This is a genomic window from Agromyces sp. ISL-38, from assembly GCF_018613935.1.
Classification (GTDB): Bacteria; Actinomycetota; Actinomycetes; order Actinomycetales; family Microbacteriaceae; genus Agromyces.
In genome coordinates this window covers 60,174-77,995 of record NZ_JAGGPF010000008.1, presented here as the reverse complement: position 1 = coordinate 77,995, position 17,822 = coordinate 60,174, and the positions used below count along the sequence as shown (strand labels likewise).

The following is a 17,822-nucleotide window of genomic DNA, read 5'->3' as shown; positions in this document are numbered from 1 at the left end:
TCGGCACATGGTGAATAGCGTCGATGTCGCCGCTGGTCCCGCCGTCGTCGTTCGCGACCTGCACGTGCGCCGCGCCGGTGCGCCCGTGCTCCACGGCTTGTCGCTCGACGTGCCGCGCGGCCGCATCGTGGGCCTCCTCGGCCCGAGCGGGTGCGGCAAGACCACGCTCATGCGCTCGCTCGTGGGCGTGCAGGTGGTGGACTCGGGCACGATCGAGGTGCTCGGGCTCCCGGCCGGGTCGGCCGCGCTTCGCGCTCGCGTCGCCTACGTGACGCAGCAGGTGAGCGTGTACGACGATCTCACCGTGCGCCAGAACCTCGCGTATTTCCGACGGGTGATCGGGGCACCGGCGTCCGACGTCGACAGCGTCATCGAGCGCACCGACCTCGGCTCCGTCGAGGGACGCCTCGCCGGATCTCTCTCGGGCGGGCAGCGCGGCCGCGTCTCGCTCGCCGCAGCCCTCCTCGGAGCTCCCGAGGTGCTCGTGCTCGACGAGCCGACCGTCGGCCTCGACCCCGTGCTCCGCGTCGAGCTGTGGGAGCTCTTCCACCGGCTCGCCGAAGCCGGCGCGACGCTTCTGGTCTCGAGCCACGTGATGGACGAGGCGAAACGCTGCGATCGGCTGCTCCTCATGCGCGACGGCGCACTCCTCGCCGACGACACCGTGCCCGGCGTGCTCGAGGCGACCGGCACCGACGACGTCGAGACGGCGTTCCTCCGCCTCATCGAGCGCGGCGTGCCCGACCTGCACCCCGAGACGGGGTCGGAGGTGGCGTGATGACGCTCTCGCGCACGTTCGCCACCACCGGTCGCGTGCTGACGCAGATCCGGCACGACCCGCGCACGATCGGGCTCCTGCTCGTGGTGCCGAGCCTGCTCATCGGCCTCGTCGCGTGGATCTTCACCGACACCGACCTCTTCGCCGACATCGGGCCCGCGATGATCGCCCTGTTCCCGTTCATCGTCATGTTCCTCGTGACGAGCATCGCCACGCTTCGTGAACGACGCAACGGCACGCTCGAGCGACTGTTCTCGATGCCGCTGGGCAAGGGCGACTTCATCCTCGGCTATGCGCTCGCGTTCGGCCTGCTCGCGATCTTCCAGACGGCGATCGCGGTGTCGTTCGCGGTGTGGGTGTGCGGTCTCGAGATCGAGGGCACGATCTGGCTCCTCTTCGCGGTCGCAGTCGCCGATGCCCTGCTCGGTACGGCGCTCGGCCTGCTCGCGAGCGCGTTCGCACGTTCGGAATTCCAGGTCGTGCAGTTCCTCCCGCTCCTCGTGTTCCCGCAGATCCTGCTCGGCGGCATCTTCATCCCGCGCGACCAGTTGCCCGAGGCGCTCGAGGCGATCAGCGAGTGGCTCCCGCTCAGCTTCGCGATCGACGCGCTCAGGGCCGTGGCCGATGACTCGAAAGACGCCGAGTGGATCGCGGCGAAACTCCTCGTGATCGGCGCGTGGATCATCGGTTCCATCGTGCTCGGGTCCATCACGCTGCGCCGGCGCACGCCCTGACGCAGACGCAGGAATCGAACGGGCGGATGCCGCGGCATCCGGCCCTTCCTTCGGCCCTTCCTTCGGCCCCTTCGGGTCGACCTCATGCCCCGAGCACGCGCTCGAGGTAGGGATTCGCGAAGCGCCGCTCGGGATCGAGCTCGTCGCGCACGAGCAGGAAGTCCTCGAACCGCGGGTACACCTCGCGCAACTCCGCTGCCGTGCGCGAATGCATCTTGCCCCAGTGCGGCCGCCCGCCGTACCCGGCCATGATCTGCTCGACGGCGGCGAAGTATTCGCGAGGGTCCTCGCGGAAGTACCGGTGCACGGCGAGATAGCCGGTCTCTCGCCCGTAGGCAGTCGAGAGCCAGTTGTCGTCGGATGCCGCCGCGCGCACCTCGATCGGGAAGCTGATGCGCCATCCGCGTCGCTCGATGAGTGCTCGCACCTCGCGAAGCGCCTCGGGCACGACGGCGATCGGAACGGCGTACTCCATCTCGCGGAAGCGCACGGTGCGATTCGTGGTGAACACCGCGGGCGAGAAGTCACTGAAGTCGCGGTCGCCCGTGAACTTGTCGACCTGCCGGGCGAAGAACGGCGTGGTGGCCGGCGCGACCCTGCCGAGCCCGCAGATCGCACGGTAGGCGCCGTTCGCGAGGAGCTCGTCGTCGACCCACCGGGTCAGGCGGCCGAGGGGCTTCCTCGGTGCATCGCCCGGCAGGCGCGTGTTCGTCTTCGCCAGCGCGGTGTCGGTGTGCGGGAACCAGTAGAGATCGAAGTGGTCGGCACCGCGCACCCGATCGAGCCACCCGTCGAGCACCGCCTCGAGCGGTGCGTGCTTCTCGACCGCGTGCAGCACGAACCGCGGCACGAGTTGCAGCGTCACTTCGACGAGCACGCCGAGAGCGCCGAGGCCGAGTCGCACCGCGGGCAGGAGCTCGGGCCGTTCGGTCTCGCTCACGGTGAGGAGCTCCCCCGCACCGTCGACGAGCTTCGCGGCGACGATCTGCGTCGCGAGCCCGCCGAAACCGAGCCCCGTGCCGTGAGTCCCCGTCGAGGTGGCTCCGGCGATCGTCTGCTTGTCGATGTCACCCATGTTGGGCAGCGCGAGCCCATAGGGCGCCAGGAGTCGAGGCAGCTCGTGGAGTCGGGTGCCGGCCGCGATCGTGACGCGGCCGGTCGCGACATCCGCGTCGATCACCCCTGAGAGGTCGGTGAGGTCGAGCTGCACATCGGGGGCGACGGCGATGCCCGTGAAGCTGTGCCCCGAGCCCACGGGCTTCACACGGAGACCGGATGCCGCGGCGGCGGCCACGGCTCGCTGCACGGCGCCGGCCGTGGCCGGCCGCTCCACCCGCTTCGGGCGCACCGACTCGGTGCGACCCCAATTGCGCCACACCGCTCCGCTCGCCGTCACAGGAACGCCTTGCCTTCTCCCCGGTAGGTCGGGATCGTCTCGACCACCGCGCCGCCGTCGACCACGGCGAACTCGTTCAAGTGCTCCGACAGTTCGCCCGACTTCGTGTGCCGGAACCAGACCCGGTCGCCCGCCTCGAGGCGCGAGGCGCCGCGGCCGGTGACCGGGGTCTGCACCTCGCCGGCCGACTCGCGCGCCACCATCGAGAGTCCTTCGGGCCACACGATACGAGGAACACGATCGGCCGCGGGCGGCCCCGAGGCGATCCAGCCGCCGCCGAGGATCGTCGCGTGCGCGGGGCTCGGCGAGCGCACCACGTCGAGCGCGAAGGCCGCGGCGGGGGCCGGCGTGAAGTGGGCGTAGCCGTCGAAGAGGTGCCCGCCGAAGAGGCCGGAACCCGCGGCGATCTCGGTGATCGACGGGTCGGCCGACGTGAGTTCGAGCGAACCCGTGCCACCGCCGTTCACGAACTCGAGCTCGGCGTGCGCGCGCACGGCCGCGACGGCGCGGGCACGACGCTCGACGAGCTCCGGCATCGAGCGGGACTGCATCCAGCGATTGAGTGCGCCGTCGATCGGGCGACCATCGGGCTGGTTCACGACTCCCGCGATCTGCGCTTCGTACGACATCATGCCGACGAGCGTGAAGCCCGGCCGCTTCGTGATGTAGGCGGCGAGCGCGCCCGCGTCGGCGGGGTCGTGCACGGGCGAACGCCGAACGCCGAGGTGGCCGAGCACTGGCGCATCCCACGAGGCGTCGAGTTCGAGGCACACGCGGATCGTCTCGCGCCGCCCCGGCGGCAGCACCGAGTCGATGAGGTCGAGCTGCGCGGGCGAGTCGACCATGAGGGTGATGCGGCTCGCGAGGGCCGGGTCGGTCGCCAGTCGACGGATGCCGCTGCGCTCCGCCGTGGGATAGCCGACGACGAGGTCGTCGATCGAGTCGGCGAGCCACAGCGCCTCGGCGAGCGTGTAGCTGAGCACCCCGTGATAGCCGGGCATCGCGAGCAGCGCCTCGATGACGCTGCGCACGCGCACCGACTTCGACGCGATGCGGATGGGGGTGCCGCTCGCGCGGCGCAGCATGTCGAGCGCGTTGTGCCGCAGCGCCCCCAGGTGGAGGGCGCCGACGGGAGCGTCGAGGTGCGCCGTCGCGGCGGTGAGGGCGGGCCAGTGCCGCGCGGGAGTGAGCCAGCTCGCGGCATCCGTCGCCGGATTGCCCGTGAAGCGCAGGTCGAGGTTCATCAGCGCACGTTCCGCACGCGAGAGACGGCGAGGGCGCCGCCGAAGGCGAAGACGGCGCCGAGCACGAACACGAGCGTGAACGTGCCCGTCGCGAGCACGGCGAACGCGCCGAGCAACGGGCCGATCGACTGGGGAACGGCCGAGGCGATGTTCATGATGCCGAGGTCTTTTCCGCGCGACGCCGGGTCGGGCAGCACCTGGGTGGCGAGCGCCTGGTCGACCGAGAGGAAGCAGCCGTAGCCGAGGCCGAGGAGTCCCGCGGCGATCATCGCGATGGTGAGGTCGGGCAGGATCGCGAGCAGGAGCGCTGCGACGCCTTGCAGCCCGGCGGCCACGAACACGAAGACGCGGCGACGGCCGAGGCGGTCGGAGAGACGGCCGAGGGTGAGCGAGGCGAGGATGACGAACACCATGTAGATGAGCGTGAGGATGATGAGGTCGGATTCGGCGTTCGCGTCGCCGAGACCGAACATGAGGAAGTACAGCAGCAGGCTCGTGCCCAGGGCGTTGCCGATCGAGACGAGCACGCGGCTGAGGAGCGTCCAGCCGAAGTCGGGGTACTGCCTCGGGCTGATCCAGAGGCTCGCGAGGATGCCGCGGGCCGACATGCGGGCTCGCTCGACCGCCGCGAGCGGCTGGTCGTGGCGCCGCAGGAACGGCACCACGAGCACCAGGAGCACCACGGCGAGCACGGCGTAGCCCGCTGCCGTGCCCGGCACGAGTTCGGTCACGATCACGAGACCAACGATGATGCCCACCGCTTGCGGCGCCGACATCCAGCCCGAGACGAAGCCGCGCTGGCCGACCGGCACCTGGTCGGAGATCGTCGCCGTGAGCGCGGCCGTCATGATGCAGAAGCCGACGGTCGCGGCGACCCACGCGGCACCGATCGTCCAGAGCTCGGTCTGGAAGCCGAGCGCGACGAGCGAGAACGCGAACACGAGTGCGCCGATCGCGATCCACGGGCGCCTGCGGCCGAACCGCGACGTGGTGCGGTCGGAGAGCGCGCCGGTGAGCGGATACGCGACGATCACGAAGAGCGAGGCGATCCCCGAGATGACGCCGAACGCCATGACGCTGTCGACCCAGTCGTCGGGATGCAGCTGCGCATCGATCTGCGCGGGCAGGAGCAATTGCACGGGCGTGAGCTGCGCCATCCAGATGCCCAGCCAGGAGCCCGCGAACGCGGCGATCCAGCCCCGCGAGACCCGCCGGGTGGGTTCGCCGAGCGCGGAGGGAGCGGTGTCGACAGTCGTCATCGCGGTTCGGCCATTCTCGAGAGGGCGTCGGCGGCCGCGTGCGCGACCGCCCGTGCTGCGTCGTCGTCGCGGTCGACGAGCCACGTGATGGTGAGCCCGTCGGTGAAGGCCACGAGCACGCGGGCGACCTGTTCCATGGGCCGGTCCCACGTGGTGCCGGCGTGGCTCGCGGCGATCTCGAGCGAGTGGGCCGCGAGCTCGGCGTAGCGCGCGTACTGGGCGACGGCGAGCGGATGCCGCTCCGGCGACCGCAGCGCGTAGTGCGTGAGCTCGAGCATCGCCTGCTCGTGCTCGGGATCGCCGCGCAAGTGCTCGAAGTAGCGCAGCAGCCCCGCCTCGAGGATCTCCCGCAGGTCTCCTCCGGGCACGGGCTCGGGGATCACGGCGTGCTGCTCGCGTGCGACGACCGTGGTGATGAGCTCGTCGATGAGTTCGTCACGGGAGTCGAACGCGTAGTGGAAGCTCGCGAGCGACATGCCTGCCTCGGCGACGATCGCACGGGTCGTCGCTTGTGCGATGCCGCGCCGGGAGACCACGCGCAAGGCGGCCTCGACGAGCGCGTCGCGGCGCTCGGGAGCGGGGATGCGGGCCACGCGGCTCCTCTCGACGCCATCGCCGACCGAAGTGGGACGGTCGTCCCAGTCGCACCAGTATGCACGAAAGTCACCCAGCCCGCACCGGTTTCGGGCGCCGCGCGTGCGCTACTGCTTCGCGCGCCCGGTACGCTCGCACCATGCGTCTCGGGGTTCTCGATGTCGGTTCCAACACCGTGCACCTGCTCGTCGTCGACGCGCATCAAGGCGCTCGACCGATTCCGACCGCTTCGCACAAGTCGGTGCTGCGGCTCATGCGCTACCTCGACGACGACGGGGCGATCAGCGAGCAGGGCGTCGAGACGATCGTCACGGCGGTGCGCGACGCCGCCGAGGTGGCACGCAAGTCGGGCATCGACGAGATGCTCGCGTTCGCGACATCCGCGATCCGTGAGGCGAGCAACGGCCCCGCGGTGCTCGCGCGCATCGAGGAGGCGGCAGGCATCCACCTCGACGTGCTGAGCGGCCCCGACGAGGCGCGCCTCACGTTCCTCGCGGTGCGGCGCTGGTACGGGTGGTCGGCGGGCCGCGTGCTCCTGTTCGACATCGGCGGCGGTTCGCTCGAGGTGGCGCACGGTGGCGACGAGATCCCGGAGGTCGCACGCTCGGTGCCGCTCGGCGCCGGCCGCTCGACGATCGAGTTCCTCCCCGACGACCCGCCCACCGAGGAGCAGGTCGAACGCCTCCGCAAGCATGCCCGAGCCGTGCTCTCCAAGACCGTCGGCGACATCGGCGGCATCCCCGAGGCCGACCATGTCGTCGGCTCGTCCAAGACGATTCGTTCACTCGCGAAGCTCGCCGGGAGCACCGAAGGGGGCGTCGGAGCGGAGGAGCGCAGCATCCTGAAGCTCTCGGCCCTCGATGACTGGATCCCACGACTCGCACGCATCCCCGCCGACGCGCGGCCGGCGCTGCCCGGCATCACCGAGGACCGCACGTTCCAGATCGTCGCGGGCGCCGTCGTGCTCTCCGAGACGATGCGCGCCTTCAAGGCGAAGGTGCTCGAAGTCTCGCCGTGGGCGCTCCGCGAGGGGCTGATCCTGCGACGGCTGGACAGGCTCACGTAGTCGATACCGCCGAACGAACAATCCTGTTCGCCAGGACCGGCGAGCACAAGTCGGCACTTCGGGTGACATGACGGGACGTCGCGTTCACCGTAGGTTGCTCATCACGGGCCAACTGGCCTGATCGCACCAAGAAGTCACACATGGGCAACGCCGCTGCACCGCATTCACCGAGGCTTCCGACTCGTCGACCATGGCTGCGAAAGCTGTATCTGGGATTACTCGGGGCAGCGGTCATCTGCGCGACGACGATGCTCCCAGGTCAATCGGAGCAGGCGAAGGCCATCTCCGACAATCCCCAAGTCCTTGCGCAGGCGCTCATGAACGCGCGTGCACAGGGCCGCTTCGACTCCATCTCGTATGGAGTCGTGTCCCAGATCATCGCACCCGTCGCCCGCGGCGAGGTTCCCATCGCCGGGTGCCGTCTCGATACCCGGGTGTTCCAGATCCTGGTGCTGACGCTGAACCAGTATGGTTCGCTCTACATCAGCGACCTGCTCCGCTCGTGCCCGGGCGTGCTGCAGAACCCGCCCTGCCCCACGAGCTACATCTCCCCGCACTGTTCCGACCCCGGACGGGCCGTCGACTTCGTGCGCGTGGGAGGCATCCGCGTGACCGGCGGCGCCGAGTCCATCCCGTTCCTGAGGTTCCTCGACTCCATCGTTCCCCGAGGAACCCAAGCGGGCCAGTCCGCGTGCGGCAGCTCGGTCTACCTGGAGTACATCACCAGCCGATTCGCCGATTCATGCGACCACCTCCATCTGGCGATACCGACGAGCGGCACCGTCAGGGATGGGACGATCCCGGCGAGCGATCTCGCGAGGCTCGCGATCGGCACTGCGGACTTCAGCGGCGACGGATCAGCTGACGTCTTCCGAATCGTCACGACCGGCACGCTCTCCTACTACCAGGGCGACGGTCAGGGCTCATGGCTCTCTCCGGCGGGAATCCCGATCGGCAGCTCCTGGGATGCGATGGAGAAGGTCGTCGCACCCGGAGACTTCACCGGTGATGGGAAGTCCGACGTGATCGGCATCACGACCGACGGAACGATGCGCCTCTATCCGGGCGACGGTGCAGGCGGCTGGGCGGACGCCGGCGGAACGGTCATCGGCACCGGGTGGAACATGTTCACGATGGTGTTCTCACCCGGCGACTTCACCGGAGACGGTCGCGTCGACATCATCGGCGTGAGGCCGGACGGGACGATGTCGTTGTACTCCGGCAACGGCTCGGGCGGATGGGGCTCACCGACCGGACAGGTGATCGGCTCGGGCTGGGGTCAGTTCACCAAGGTCCTCAGCCCGGGTGACTTCACCGGAGACGCGAAACCCGACGTGCTCGCGGTCACCCCGGCAGGCTCACTCCGCATGTACACCGGCAATGGCTCGGGCGGCTGGGCTGACCCGAGCGGGATCGTCATCGGGACGGAATGGGACCAGTTCATCACCGTGACGAGCCCCGGCGACTTCACGGGCGACGGAGCCGCAGACATCCTCGGTGTCACCGAGAGCGGCGTGCTCCGTCTCTACCGCGGAAACGGTGCCGGCGGCTGGGGAACTCACGCCGGAGAGCAGATCGGAACCGGCTGGCGGTGACCAGGTGATCAGGTGATCAGGCCGTCGGGCGAGAACCGATGACTCGAGCTGGGCTGCACCGGTTCGCTTGGGAGGACATCCTCGGATTGGGAGGACGAATTGAGGCGCAGGCGTCCTCCCAATCCCGCTCTGTCCTCCCGAGCCGTTGAGCCCCTCGAATCGGGACTAGCCGCAGCATCCGAAGGTCGCTACCTTGTGCGTATCCGGAGGTGGGCAGATGACTGCAGCTGACGAGCGAACGACGGTCGCAGTGGTGACGACGCGCGCCGCAGCAGGCACAAGCAGCTTTCTCGGCCTCGGTTTCGGCATCCCCGGAGTGATCGGGGCGGCGCAGCTCGAGCGCACCGGCAGGATCTGGAAACTCATGGGCTATCCGACCTACGGGCCCGGCGAGTTCGCCGAATGGGGCGTGCCCACCACGGTTCCGCTGATCCTCGGATTCGCAGGAGTGTGCGCCGCCGAGGTGGCCGTCGGGACACTGCTCTGGCGACGGAAGACGAGGAAGATCGGCCGGATCCTCGCCCTCGTGCTGCTGCCCATCGAGCTCGTGTTCTGGATCGGGTTCAGGCTGCCGTTCGGCCCGCCCCTCGGCGCGGCACGCACGGCACTCGTGATCACCGGCTGGATCGCCGAACCGCGCAAGCGCTGACGGTGCTCCCGCTGGGACTCGAACCCAGACTGCGGCGAGTTTAAGTCGCCTGCCTCTGCCGATTGGGCTACGGGAGCGCGGCGCCGCAAGTTGCGGCGCCGCGATCCACACTACTTCGCGGCGACGGGCTCCGCGTGGGCCTTGGCCTCGGCCTTCGACCCGGCCTTCTCGTTCGCGGGCTTCGCAGCAGCATCCTTCGAACCGGATGACGCAGTCTGACCGTTCGGCGCCGGTGCAGCGGCGGCGGGCGGCTTGGGACGCGCGGCGAACTGCTCGAACTGCGCGCGCGGCGTCTGCACTGCAGAGAGCGAGACGATGTCACGGCCGAGCCAGAAGTTGTTCCACCAGCCCCAGAACACGCGGAACTTGCGCTCCCAGCTGGGCATCGCAAGGCCGTGGTAGCCACGGTGCGCGAACCAGGCGATGAGGCCCTTCAGCGCGATCTTGCCCGACTGGAACACGCCCGAGCCGATGCCGAGACCGGCGACCGCGCCGAGGTTCTTGTGGAAGTACTCCTTCGGCTCCTCGCCGCGGAGCACGGCCACGATGTTCTTCGCGAGCAGCTTGCCCTGGCGCACCGCATGCTGGGCGTTCGGCACGCAATAGCCGCCGACGCCGCCGCCGGTGAGGTCGGGCACCGCGGCGATGTCGCCGGCCGTCCACGCGTCGGGCACGAAGTCGTCTTCGTCGCCGATGCGGAGGTCGGCGCGGGCCTTGAGCCGGCCGCGCTCCTCGACAGGCAGGTCGCTCGAGCGCACGATGGCGGGGTTGGCCATGACGCCCGCGGTCCAGACGATGAGGTCGGACTCGAAGGACTCACCGGTGGAGAGCTCGATGACGCCGTCGACGGCGCTCGAGAGCTGCGTGTCGAGGTGGATCTCGGCGCCCCGCTGCGCGAGGTGCTTGATGACCCAGTGGCTCGTCTCGAGCGACACCTCGGGCATGATGCGGCCCATCGCCTCGATGAGGTGGAAGTGGGTCTCGTCGAACGTGAGCTGCGGGTAGTACTCGAGCAGCGCACTCGCGAACGAGCGGAGCTCGCCGAACACCTCGATGCCGGCGAAGCCGCCGCCGACCACCACGAACGTGAGCAGGCGCTCGCGCTCGGGGCCGGGCGGGAGGTTCGACGCCTTGTCGAAGTTGGTCAGCACGCGGTCGCGGATCGCGACGGCCTCTTCGACCGACTTCAGGCCGATCGCGTTCTCGGCGATGCCCGGGATCGGGAAGGTGCGCGAGACCGCGCCGCCCGTGACGACGATGACGTCGTATTCGAACTCCCACGGCTCACCCAGCTCGGGCGTGATCGTGGCGGTCTTCGCAGCGTGGTCGATGCGGGTGACCTTCGCCGTGACGACGCTGGTCTTCTTGAGGTGACGGCGCTGGGACACCACGGAATGCCGCGGCTCGATGGAACCTGCGGCGACCTCGGGAAGGAACGGCTGGTACGTCATGTACGGGAGCGGGTCGACGATCGTGACCTCGGCCTCGCCGGGGCGCAGCCACTTCTCGAGCTTCCACGCCGTGTAGAACCCCGCATAGCCGCCGCCGACGATCAAAATCTTGGGCACGGTGAATGGACTCCTCGTTATCTGTTGCGTGCGATCACTGCCCGCGAGAGCGGACGATCCGCCTGGTATGCCGAGTGGCGCCGATGCCCAACAGCGCTGCTAGCGTACCAAATCCGGCGACGAGCGAGAGCGGCACCGTCACATAGGCCAGTGTCCATGGTGTCGGCAGCAGCGTCTGCGCGGCATCCGAGCGCGGTGGCGGCGGATCGGCGATCGGCACGATCTCCTGCGGGGTGTCGCCTTCGTCTTGGGGTGTGGGGGCCTCCGCCCGCCGGTGCAGCTTGATCCATTCGGCGAGGCTGCCCAGGGGACTCGCCTCGACCTCGGGCACCTCGGCGGTGAGCGCAGCGACGGGATTGATGATCCCCCACCCGTAGAGCGGGCTCGGCACCTGCTGCCCGTTCGGATCGGCGGTCTTGATGAGCCGCTCGATGACGTTCGCCGAATCGAGGTCTGGGTACTCCGAGCGGATCAGCGCGACGAGCCCTGCGACGAGCGGGGTCGCCGCACTCGTGCCGCTCCACTGCACGTAGCCGCCGTCGGGCAGGACTCCCACGAGCTGCTCGCTGGGAGCCGAGACCGCGATCGTGATGCCTTGCGAGCTCGCGTCGAAGCTCGCATTCTTGGACCGATCGACGCCCGCGACGGTCAGCACGCCCGGAATCGTGGCCGGGGCGCCGACCTGCGTCGTGCCGCTCCCGCGGTTGCCCGCTGCCGCGACCACGACGACGTCATGCTCGAACGCGTACATGAACGCGTCGTCCCAGCTCTCGGGCCAATCCGCGGTGTTCCGGGTGAGCGACATGTTGATGACCTCGGCCCCATTGTCGACCGCCCAGCGCACCGCCTCGGCGATCTGGTCGTCGTTGGACTTCTCTGCACCGGTGTCCTGACCGAATGCGACCGACGCGGTGATGATGTCGGCCTCGGGCGCGACGCCGATGACGCCTGACCCTTCGCCGCTCCCGCGACCGGCGAGGAGCGAGGCGACCATCGTGCCGTGCTGGCTCTCTTCGCCCACCGGCGTCTGGCCGTCGGGACTGCCGAGGCCCGAGACATCCGTGCCGTCGGTGACCACACCGCGCAGCTCGGCGACATTGCCGTTCACGCCCGTGTCGATCACCGCGACCGTGACGCCCTTGCCGCGCGAGGTCTGCCACGCGGTCGTGAACCCGTAGTCGTTCAGCCAGTACTCGAGGTCGCGCACCGTGTCGGCGTGCGCCGGGGTCGCGCCCGAGAGTGCGAGCAGCGCGGCGGCGGCGACGGTGGCGGCGGCCCTCGCGAGTGTCTGGAGCGGCCGACGGGCGGATCGGCTCACGCGCGCGCCTCCGTTGCGGCATCCGCGGCATCCGCGTCGTCGGCGTCGTCCGCGTCGTCCGCGGCATCCGCATCGTCGGGGTCGTCGAGGTCGTCGACCCCGTAGTCGGGGCAGCGGCACACGTCGGGCGACCAGGTCGAGCGCTCGAGGGCGATGTCGCCGATGGGGTTCTCCCCCGGGCCCGCCGAGAGGGAGTGCGCAGCGAGCGAGTGCAGGCACTTCACGCGAGTCGGCATGCCGCCCGCGGAGATGCCCGCGATCTCGGGGACCACGTCGATCGACTCGCGGTCGGCGAGGTAGTCGAGGTGCGCGCGCTCGTACGCGGCCGCGACCTCGGGATCGGCGGCGAGCAGCTCGGTGCATTCGACCATGAGCTGCGCGGCCTCGAGGAACGACATCGCCGCCGTCGCGACGGGGTGGGTGAGGTAGTAGAGGGTCGGGAACGGCGTGCCGTCGGAGAGCCGGGGAGCCGTCGCCACGACCGTGGGCGCGCCGCACACGCAACGCGCGGGGATGCCGACGACATCGCGCGCCGGTCGGCCGAGCTGGGCCGACACGATGCGGATGTCGCGTTCGCTCGCCGGCTCGAAGGGCGGGCGGCTCATCCGCCACTCCCGCCGGCCGTGGGCGCGGTCGATGCAGCCGGATCCGCAGGGACCTCGGGATCCGCCGGAGCGCTCGAATCGGGCGCGAGCCCGGCGGTCATCACGGAGTCGAGCAGGGTGCGCATCCAGTCGCCCTTCGATTCGGTGACCTCGGCCGAGACCTCGGTCGCGGCATCCGGCATCGCGGCCTCGGAACGGTCGTCGATCACGAGATAGCTCACCTCGCCCGGCATCACGTAGTACAGCCGCTCGCGGGCCTGGGTCACGATGAAGGTCTCGTCGTTCCAGCGCTCGCGCTCGTCGCCGAGGCGCTGCACATCTTCTTCCTGCTCGGAGACCGCGGCTCGCATCTCGGCGATCTCCTGGCGCTGCTGCGCGAACGCCGCGACGGTGGGCGCGAGCACCACCACCCCGAGCACGAGCACGCCCATCATGATGAGCGAGAATCCCGAGAAGCGGATGCCACTGAGCCAACGCGAGCGCACGGCCGCCGTCTTGGCGGGGCCGGGGCGCGGCGTGTCACCGTTCATCGCCCCTCCTCACCCGACCCGGGAAGACGCATCGGGAGTGGCCTCACGGCCACCCCCGATGCACCTGCTCACGCCGTGAAGCGGGGGAACGCCGTGCGGCCGGCGTACTCCGCGGCCTCACCGAGTTCCTCTTCGATCCTCAGAAGCTGATTGTACTTGGCCACGCGCTCGCTCCGGGCGGGCGCGCCCGTCTTGATCTGACCGCAGTCGGTCGCGACGGCGAGGTCGGCGATCGTGGTGTCCTCGGTCTCGCCGGAACGGTGCGAGAGCACCGCGGTGTAACCGGAGCGCTGCGCGAGCTTCACCGCGTCGAGCGTCTCGGTGAGCGAGCCGATCTGGTTCACCTTCACGAGGATCGAGTTGCCCGCGTGCTTGGCGATGCCGTCGGCGAGTCGCTTCGGGTTCGTGACGAAGAGGTCGTCGCCCACGAGCTGCAGCTTGGTGCCGAGCTCCGAGGTGAGGTCGGCCCAGCCCTCCCAGTCGTTCTCGTCGAGCGGGTCTTCGATGGAGATGAGCGGGTAGGCCGCGGCGAGCTCGCCGTAGTACGCGTTCATCTCGGCCGCGGTGCGGTCCTTGCCCTCGAAGCGGTACACGCCGTTCTCGAAGAACTCGGTGGCCGCGACATCCAGGCCGAGGGCGATGTCGGTGCCGAGCGTGAAGCCCGCCTTGCCGATCGCTTCGGCGATCAGGTCGAGCGCCGCGCGGTTGTTCGCGAGGTCGGGCGCGAAGCCGCCCTCGTCGCCGAGGCCGGTGGACAGGCCCTTCGACTTCAGCAGGCTCTTCAGCGCGTGGTACGTCTCGACGCCCCAGCGGAGGCCCTCGGAGTACGTCGGCGCGCCGATGGGCAGCACCATGAACTCCTGGATGTCGACGCCCGTGTCGGCGTGCGCGCCGCCGTTGATGATGTTCATCATCGGCACGGGCAGCACGTGGGCGTTCGGGCCGCCGAGATAGCGGAAGAGCGGCAGGTCGGCCGAGTCGGCGGCGGCCTTTGCGACCGCGAGGCTCACGCCGAGGATCGCGTTCGCGCCGAGGCGGCTCTTGTTCTCGGTGCCGTCGGCCTGCAGGAGGGCGGTGTCGACGAGGCGCTGGTCGCTCGCGTCGAGGTCTTCGACGGCCGGGCCGAGCTCGTCGAGCACGGCGTCGACGGCCTTCTGCACGCCCTTGCCGAGGTAGCGGTCGCTGTCGCCGTCGCGCAGCTCGTATGCCTCGAAGGCGCCGGTGGACGCGCCCGAGGGAACCGCAGCGCGCGCGAGCGAGCCGTCGTCGAGCAGCACCTCGACCTCGACGGTGGGGTTGCCGCGAGAGTCGAGAATCTCGCGAGCGCCTACAGCTTCGATGAATGCCACAGTGGACTCCTCTGTGATGGGGGGGTGTGCGTCGGACGACTCCGTCGTGATCCGCCAGTCAGTCTAGGACGACGCGGATGCCGCTGCGCGCCGCCGTCCGATGGCGCGGGCGCCTCGAGCCGATCCATCGCCGCTATCCCATCGAGTGGGCGAAGTTGGTGCGAATGGCACAGGTTTTTCAGCCAACATCGCCCACTCACGTCGGATGCCGCGGATGCGCGCCTGCGCTGTGGACAACTTCGCACCATGACGAGCCGTCGCGGCGACGATGGCCCGATGCGACCCGCTCCTGCACGACCGCCGATTCCGAACGGCGCCGCCATCCGCACGAGTGAACACGCGGCATTCGGAACGACGCGGGCGCGACTCCGCACGCAGCAGGTGGATCATCCCTTCTTCGGCGTCAGCGCGATGGGCCTCGACATCGCATCCATCGTCGACGCGTGCAACGCCTACGAACCACTCCTGCGACCCGGTGAGGCATTCAGCCACACCACTGCCGCGCTCCTCTATGGTGCTCCCCTTCCGCACAGTGCCGGCGCGATCAGGCCGCTGCATGTCTTGAGCGCCACGACGACCCGGGCGCGCACATCAGGCTCATGCGGCCACCGCACCAGGTCGTCGTTCCCGGTCTCTTTCCTGCACGGATTGCCGGTGGTCACGGCGGAGACGATGTGGATGCAGCTGGCGTCGGCATTGAGCGCTCAGGACCTCACGGCGGTCGGTGACTTCCTGATCAGCGGCGCAGTGCAGAGCCGCCGAAACGGTGAGCCACCCCTCTCCGATCTCGCGTCGCTCGAACGTGCGATCCGTACACACCCACGCATGCGGGGAGTGGCCTCGGCCAGGTGGGGCGCTCCCTCGTCTCCGCACCGGGGTCGACTCGAGGATGGTAACCCTGATGCGCCTTCTGCTCGTCGCCGGGGGCCTTCCCGAGCCGCTGATCGGCGTGCCCGTGCCCGTTGGCGATGGATCGATCGTGCTTCACCCCGACCTTGCCTACCCCGACCTGCGCATCGCGATCGAGTACGAAGGAGACGATCATCGCGACGCGGGGAGGTGGCACCGGGACATCGAGCGGCGCGAGTTGTTCGAGGATGCGGGCTGGCGCGTCATCCGTGTCACCTCTCGTGCCGTCTTTCACGAGCCGGAGCGGCTCATCGCGCGGGTCCGGCGAGCCTGCGAAGCCAGACGAATCCCCGGAGCGCAATGAGTGGGCGATGTTGGCGGCCTCCGCCGTAGGAAGGCCGCCATTTTCGCCCACTCGATGAATGCGGGCGTGCAGTAGGGCGGCCGGCGAGTCAGCGGGCGGCGAGCCGGCGGGTCAGGCGCCGAGGTCGCGGAACGCGAGCGACGCGGCATCCGTCGTCTCGGCCGTGATCGGCGCGAAGGCATCGAACCCGTCGGCCGTCACACGATCGAGCAGGGCGCGCAGGTTCTTCGTGCGGCGCTCGAGGCGAACGCGGGTGCCGGATGCCACGAGCTCGGCCTTCACGGCGAGGAGCGTCGCGGGCGGGGTCTCGGCGTCGTACACGAGCACCACGGAACGCGGCTTGGCCTCGTGGCTCATCTCGAGCAGGTCGACGATGCGCTCGAATCCGATCGAGAAGCCGCACGCAGGCACCTCCTGCCCGAGGAAGCGTCCGATCATGCCGTCGTAGCGGCCGCCGCCGCCGAGCGAATAGTCGAGGTTGGGGTGGGCGACCTCGAAGATCGTGCCCGTGTAGTAGCCCATGCCACGCACGAGCGTGGGGTCGAACTCAATGGCCGCGCCGGGCAGGGCGTCGCGGAGCTCCCGCAGCGCAGCGTAGGCGTCGAGGTCGAGCCAGGCCGGAGGCCGCACGATGCCGTCGGCGAGGTGCCAGTCGGCGTTCGCAAGTGCTTCGAGCTCGGCGGCGACATCGGTGCTGAGCCCGGTCGAGGCATCCGCCGGCTCGATCCCGAGCTCGCGCAGTTCGGCGGCGACGCCCGCGGGGCCGATCTTGTCGAGCTTGTCGATCGTGATGAGGGCGCGTTCGCGCACCTCGGCCGGCACGGCCCACGAATCGAGGATGCCGGCGAGGATTCGCCGGTCGTTCAAGCGGATGACGCATCCGCCGAGGCCCAGGGCATCGAGCGTCGCGACCGTCGCCGTGAGGAGCTCGAGCTCGGCAAGGTGGCCGGCCTCGCCGATGATGTCGATGTCGCACTGCACGAACTGCCGATAGCGGCCCTTCTGCGGGCGTTCGGCACGCCACACCGGTGCGATCTGGATCGAGCGGAAGACGGGCGGGAGCGCCGCGCGGTGCGTGGCGTAGAAGCGCGCGAGCGGAACGGTGAGGTCGTAGCGCAAGCCGAGGTCGGCGAGCGAGAGCGCGTCGGCCCCCGCGGCGGCGCGCTCGAGGTCTTCGGCCGTGAGCCCGCGTCTCATGACCGCGAACGCGAGCTTCTCGTTGTCGCCGCCGAGCCCTGCGTGCAGTCGCGACGAGTCCTCCATGACGGGCGTCTCGATCTCGTCGAAGCCGTGCGCGGCGTAGACGTCGCGGATGACGCCGAGGGCGTGCTCGCGCACGGCCTTCTCGGCCGGGAGGAAGTCGCGCATTCCACGCGGCGGGGTGACGGAGGCGGCCATGCCGTCCATTCTGTCAGCGGCGCGAGCTGTGACTGCTCATCCCAGGTCGAGGTCGACGTCACGCGCGACGGCCGCCCGGCGCAGCGCGTCCATCTCGTCGATGCCGACCGCGAGGTAGATGTGCAGGCCGTCGGCGTCGTCGCGCACGAGGTACTCGTAGTCGCTCGTCACGATGAGCTCGTCGGCATCGTCGAGGTAGCTCCACCGCAGTCGCACGGTCGAGATGCGATCGGTGAGGGCGCTGATCGCGCGGATCTCCGGCACGGCCGAGTCGAGCCCGAGCCGGCGGTAGAGCGGGTACGACGAGGCGAGCGCGTCGGCCAGGTCGGCTCGACTCTCGAGTGCGCCCGCGAACTCGTCGGTGATGAGCATGCCCGGCAGGCCCCAGAGCCTGGCCGTCGCCTCCGCGTCGAAGGCGCGCAACGCCTCGGCGTAGCGGTCGAAGAACTCGGAGAGGCGCTGCTCCTCGATGCCCATGCCCCAGACGCTACGCCGACGGCGCGGCATCCGCGATCCGACCCGCCGC

Annotated in this window: 16 protein-coding genes, 1 tRNA gene and 1 pseudogene; 6 read left to right on the top strand and 12 right to left on the bottom strand. The window is 69.8% G+C overall.

Annotated features, from left to right (window positions below):
- The first annotated feature begins 7 nt into the window (after positions 1-7).
- Positions 8-778, top strand: a complete 771-nt coding sequence (locus J7E25_RS06915) for an ABC transporter ATP-binding protein (RefSeq protein WP_214869203.1) — start codon at positions 8-10, stop codon at positions 776-778.
- Complete coding sequence (locus J7E25_RS06910) at positions 778-1,512, top strand: ABC transporter permease (protein WP_214869201.1); 735 nt, start codon at positions 778-780, stop codon at positions 1,510-1,512. Before J7E25_RS06915 ends, J7E25_RS06910 begins: the two co-directional genes overlap by 1 nt.
- An 82-nt stretch (positions 1,513-1,594) precedes the next feature.
- Here the strand turns inward: J7E25_RS06910 and J7E25_RS06905 are convergent, their stop codons facing one another.
- The 4 genes from J7E25_RS06905 to J7E25_RS06890 are packed head-to-tail and all read right to left on the bottom strand — an operon-like array spanning position 1,595 to position 6,004.
- Positions 1,595-2,908: a D-arabinono-1,4-lactone oxidase gene (locus J7E25_RS06905; RefSeq protein WP_214869199.1), complete on the bottom strand. Its 1,314-nt coding sequence runs from the start codon at positions 2,906-2,908 to the stop codon at positions 1,595-1,597.
- On the bottom strand, positions 2,905-4,152 hold the full coding sequence (locus J7E25_RS06900) for an alanine racemase (protein WP_214869197.1): 1,248 nt from the start codon (positions 4,150-4,152) through the stop codon (positions 2,905-2,907). Before J7E25_RS06900 ends, J7E25_RS06905 begins: the two co-directional genes overlap by 4 nt.
- Positions 4,152-5,411 (bottom strand): MFS transporter, encoded by a 1,260-nt coding sequence (locus tag J7E25_RS06895; protein WP_214869195.1) that lies wholly within the window; start codon positions 5,409-5,411, stop codon positions 4,152-4,154. The genes J7E25_RS06900 and J7E25_RS06895 overlap by 1 nt, the downstream gene beginning before the upstream one ends.
- Positions 5,408-6,004: a TetR/AcrR family transcriptional regulator gene (locus tag J7E25_RS06890; protein WP_214869194.1), complete on the bottom strand. Its 597-nt coding sequence runs from the start codon at positions 6,002-6,004 to the stop codon at positions 5,408-5,410. The genes J7E25_RS06895 and J7E25_RS06890 overlap by 4 nt, the downstream gene beginning before the upstream one ends.
- Before the next feature lie 140 nt (positions 6,005-6,144).
- Between J7E25_RS06890 and J7E25_RS06885 the strand changes: the two genes are divergently transcribed.
- The 3 genes from J7E25_RS06885 to J7E25_RS06875 all read left to right on the top strand — a co-directional run bounded on the left by J7E25_RS06885 (position 6,145) and on the right by J7E25_RS06875 (position 9,315).
- Positions 6,145-7,071: a Ppx/GppA phosphatase family protein gene (locus J7E25_RS06885; RefSeq protein WP_214869192.1), complete on the top strand. Its 927-nt coding sequence runs from the start codon at positions 6,145-6,147 to the stop codon at positions 7,069-7,071.
- Positions 7,072-7,319: 248 nt separating this feature from the next.
- Positions 7,320-8,666, top strand: coding sequence for an FG-GAP-like repeat-containing protein (locus J7E25_RS06880; protein ID WP_214869190.1), 1,347 nt, complete (start codon positions 7,320-7,322; stop codon positions 8,664-8,666).
- A gap of 217 nt (positions 8,667-8,883) precedes the next feature.
- Complete coding sequence (locus tag J7E25_RS06875; RefSeq protein ID WP_214869189.1) at positions 8,884-9,315, top strand: hypothetical protein; 432 nt, start codon at positions 8,884-8,886, stop codon at positions 9,313-9,315.
- Positions 9,316-9,318: 3 nt separating this feature from the next.
- Here J7E25_RS06875 and J7E25_RS06870 read toward each other — a convergent pair.
- The 6 genes and pseudogenes from J7E25_RS06870 to eno all read right to left on the bottom strand — a co-directional run bounded on the left by J7E25_RS06870 (position 9,319) and on the right by eno (position 14,685).
- Positions 9,319-9,392, bottom strand: a tRNA-Leu gene (locus J7E25_RS06870).
- A 33-nt stretch (positions 9,393-9,425) separates the two neighbouring features.
- Positions 9,426-10,883, bottom strand: a complete 1,458-nt coding sequence (locus J7E25_RS06865; protein WP_214869187.1) for an NAD(P)/FAD-dependent oxidoreductase — start codon at positions 10,881-10,883, stop codon at positions 9,426-9,428.
- 34 nt (positions 10,884-10,917) lie between these two features.
- A complete protein-coding gene (locus J7E25_RS06860; protein ID WP_214869185.1) occupies positions 10,918-12,201 on the bottom strand; it encodes a S8 family serine peptidase in 1,284 nt (427 codons plus the stop codon).
- Positions 12,202-12,305: 104 nt separating this feature from the next.
- A pseudogene (locus J7E25_RS06855) lies at positions 12,306-12,806 on the bottom strand (DUF501 domain-containing protein); the annotation flags it as partial.
- Positions 12,803-13,336 (bottom strand): septum formation initiator family protein, encoded by a 534-nt coding sequence (locus J7E25_RS06850; RefSeq protein WP_214869181.1) that lies wholly within the window; start codon positions 13,334-13,336, stop codon positions 12,803-12,805. The pseudogene J7E25_RS06855 and the gene J7E25_RS06850, both read right to left, overlap by 4 nt.
- Before the next feature lie 68 nt (positions 13,337-13,404).
- A complete protein-coding gene (gene eno / locus J7E25_RS06845) occupies positions 13,405-14,685 on the bottom strand; it encodes a phosphopyruvate hydratase (RefSeq protein WP_214869179.1) in 1,281 nt (426 codons plus the stop codon).
- Positions 14,686-15,664: 979 nt separating this feature from the next.
- On the opposite strand from eno, the gene J7E25_RS06840 reads away from it, so the two are divergent.
- Positions 15,665-15,898 carry an endonuclease domain-containing protein gene (locus J7E25_RS06840; RefSeq protein ID WP_214869178.1) on the top strand — a complete coding sequence of 78 codons (234 nt, stop codon included), beginning with the start codon at positions 15,665-15,667 and terminating at the stop codon, positions 15,896-15,898.
- Between the two features lie 111 nt (positions 15,899-16,009).
- Here the strand turns inward: J7E25_RS06840 and hisS are convergent, their stop codons facing one another.
- The gene (hisS, locus tag J7E25_RS06835) at positions 16,010-17,296 is read right to left on the bottom strand and encodes a histidine--tRNA ligase (protein WP_214869176.1); all 1,287 of its coding nucleotides are present in this window, start codon (positions 17,294-17,296) and stop codon (positions 16,010-16,012) included.
- A 36-nt stretch (positions 17,297-17,332) separates the two neighbouring features.
- A complete protein-coding gene (locus J7E25_RS06830) occupies positions 17,333-17,773 on the bottom strand; it encodes a hypothetical protein (protein WP_214869174.1) in 441 nt (146 codons plus the stop codon).
- Positions 17,774-17,822: the final 49 nt, after the last annotated feature.

Bases quoted from the DNA above. Each gene is read 5' to 3' on its own strand.
- J7E25_RS06880 (WP_214869190.1), top strand. From the start codon at position 7,320: ATGCTCCCAGGTCAATCGGAGCAGGCGAAGGCCATCTCCGACAATCCC.
- J7E25_RS06830 (WP_214869174.1), bottom strand. From the start codon at position 17,773: ATGGGCATCGAGGAGCAGCGCCTCTCCGAGTTCTTCGACCGCTACGCC.
- J7E25_RS06875 (WP_214869189.1), top strand. From the start codon at position 8,884: ATGACTGCAGCTGACGAGCGAACGACGGTCGCAGTGGTGACGACGCGC.
- J7E25_RS06885 (WP_214869192.1), top strand. From the start codon at position 6,145: ATGCGTCTCGGGGTTCTCGATGTCGGTTCCAACACCGTGCACCTGCTC.
- hisS (WP_214869176.1), bottom strand. From the start codon at position 17,296: ATGGCCGCCTCCGTCACCCCGCCGCGTGGAATGCGCGACTTCCTCCCG.
- J7E25_RS06895 (WP_214869195.1), bottom strand. From the start codon at position 5,411: ATGACGACTGTCGACACCGCTCCCTCCGCGCTCGGCGAACCCACCCGG.
- J7E25_RS06915 (WP_214869203.1), top strand. From the start codon at position 8: ATGGTGAATAGCGTCGATGTCGCCGCTGGTCCCGCCGTCGTCGTTCGC.
- J7E25_RS06900 (WP_214869197.1), bottom strand. From the start codon at position 4,152: ATGAACCTCGACCTGCGCTTCACGGGCAATCCGGCGACGGATGCCGCG.
- J7E25_RS06850 (WP_214869181.1), bottom strand. From the start codon at position 13,336: ATGAACGGTGACACGCCGCGCCCCGGCCCCGCCAAGACGGCGGCCGTG.
- J7E25_RS06910 (WP_214869201.1), top strand. From the start codon at position 778: ATGACGCTCTCGCGCACGTTCGCCACCACCGGTCGCGTGCTGACGCAG.